General features: G+C 38.5%; 1 protein-coding gene. It reads left to right on the forward strand.

Translation table 11 applies throughout. From position 1 onward, the window contains the following. Positions 1-1,020, forward strand: a 1,020-nt coding sequence (locus ACFIKR_RS09315; protein WP_375659645.1) for a replicative DNA helicase, incomplete at its 5' end; no start/stop codon positions are given. Between the last annotated feature and the right edge of the window lie 160 nt (positions 1,021-1,180).

The raw sequence follows: 1,180 nt of genomic DNA on the forward strand, positions 1-1,180 counted from the left end.
GTAGAACTTACAACATCACAACAAATTGAAACTGTTGAAAATCAATTATTTGAGCTAGCAGAAAAAGGGAAATATGGGGGTGGGTTTGAAAACTTTAATACAGCCATTACAAAAGCACTTAACATGGCAAGTGCAGCGAAAAAGCGTTCCTCAAGGCTCTCAGGGATAGCTACCCATATCAAAACACTTGATGAGAAAATGGGGGGACTACAGCCATCTGATTTGATTATCATAGCGGGGCGTCCTGCTATGGGGAAAACCTCTCTGGCGACCAATATTGCCTTTAATATTGCCAATGCTTGCAAGCGTCATGATAACAGCCAAGCCAATGAAGGGGGCATTGTTGGTTTCTTTTCACTTGAGATGTCATCTGAACAGCTTGCAACTCGTATTATCTCAGAGCAAATAAAGGTTTCTTCTTCTGATATGCGTCGTGGTAATATCTCAGAAGAGCAATTTGCAAAAATTATTCACGCAATGCGTTCCTTACAAACAATCCCTCTTTATATTGATCAAACAGGTGGTGTGTCTATTGCACAATTGTCCGCCCGTGCAAGGCGTCTTAAACGACAACATGGTCTAGATGTCTTGATTATTGATTATATCCAACTCATGACAAGCGGTTCAAAGCGTTCATTAGAAAATCGCGTTCAAGAAATTACAGCCATTACCACTGGATTAAAAGCACTTGCAAAAGAACTCAATATTCCCATCATTGCTTTGTCTCAACTTTCGCGTCAAGTTGAAAATAGAACAGATAAACGTCCACAACTCTCAGATTTACGTGAATCTGGTTCAATTGAGCAAGATGCCGACATTGTTCTATTCGTTTATCGTGAAGAATATTATCTCAAAAATGAAGAACCCAAAGAAGGCACTGCTGAGTATAGCAAATGGCAAGAGGCAATGGAACAAGCCAAGGGTAAAGCCGAGGTTATTATAGCAAAACAACGCCATGGTCCCACAGGAATCGTCCCCCTTGCCTTTCAATCCGATTTTACACGCTTTAGTGATTTATAACATAATGTAACACTTTAAATAATTGTTATTAGCTAACTGAAAATATTGTAAAAACACATAAAACATGTTATGATCTTTACATCATTTAATGGAACTTACAAACATGCTTAATAAAGTGATTTTAATTGGTCATTTAGGTGCCAATCCAGAAAGCAAAACA

Source organism: Bartonella sp. MR30HLJHH (assembly GCF_042194195.1).
Classification (GTDB): domain Bacteria; phylum Pseudomonadota; class Alphaproteobacteria; order Rhizobiales; family Rhizobiaceae; genus Bartonella; species Bartonella grahamii.